The organism is Methylobacterium sp. WL103, assembly GCF_008039885.1.
In the GTDB taxonomy this organism is placed as follows: Bacteria; Pseudomonadota; Alphaproteobacteria; order Rhizobiales; family Beijerinckiaceae; genus Methylobacterium; species Methylobacterium cerastii.
On sequence record NZ_VRUX01001072.1, the window covers coordinates 1 to 835 of the forward strand.

Annotated in this window: 1 protein-coding gene and 1 pseudogene; one reads left to right on the plus strand and one right to left on the minus strand. The window is 70.2% G+C overall.

Features of this window, described 5'->3' with window-relative positions; all coding sequences use genetic code 11:
• On the minus strand, nucleotides 1–437 hold a 437-nt coding region (locus FV222_RS27835), incomplete at its 3' end, for a serine acetyltransferase (RefSeq protein WP_246685718.1).
• A gap of 173 nt (nucleotides 438–610) precedes the next feature.
• Between FV222_RS27835 and FV222_RS27840 the strand changes: the two are divergent.
• A pseudogene (locus tag FV222_RS27840) lies at nucleotides 611–835 on the plus strand (polysaccharide biosynthesis protein); the annotation flags it as partial.

The window sequence follows — 835 nt, forward strand, 5'->3', positions numbered from 1 at the left end:
AGGCGGGGCAGGCCGGGGCCGCCGCCGACGTCGCGGTCCGGCGTCTTGTAGAGGCCGCCGATCGAGGCCTGGAAGCCGAAGGCGGCGTCGCGCCCGACGGCGCCCGCGATGATCGTGCCGTAGGGATGGGGCAGGAACATCCCGCCGGCGATCCGGGTCGAGGGCGGGATGTCCGAGCCCGTCAGCCAGCCGTTGACGATCCAGAGCAGCCACGCCGCCATCCGCCAGCCGTTCTCGTGGGCGTAGCGCGACATCCGATAGAGCCAGATCGCCTGGTAGCCGCGGCGCAGGCGCACCGGTCCGGGCATGCGGCGCGCCCAATGCGCCCGGTCGGCGCGGAGCGCCGCGCGCGTCTCCGCCCAGGAGATCGCGGCGACGCCGCCTGAATCGGTTCCGGCGAGGTCACGGGCTGCGAGCACGTCGGCTGACTTGGGCATGCCACTCTCTTTACGGTTGTATAATACTTATAGACGCAACCATAGGGCGTTTTCGCGGTATGCCCGTCCGGGCCGTGCGATCCTACAATCGTAGGTAGCATTCTTCCGGCGAAAATCACCGAAAGATGCGTATGGTGGTGAATCGAACCGACACGGGCCAAGACCGGAGGGGGATGCGCTACGGCATCAACCTCGTCGGGCAGGCGGCCGGCCGCGGGATCTACCTGCTGGCAGGCTTCGCGGCCTTCGTGATGGTGGCGAAGGTCGCCGGGCCGGTGGTGCTCGGCCATTACGGCCTCGCGCTCGCCGCCCTGGCGATCGCCCTGATCGCCGCCGACTTCGGCACGACGCTGACCTTCGCCGCCCGCATCGGCGCCTGCGAGCCCGCCGCGCGGGCC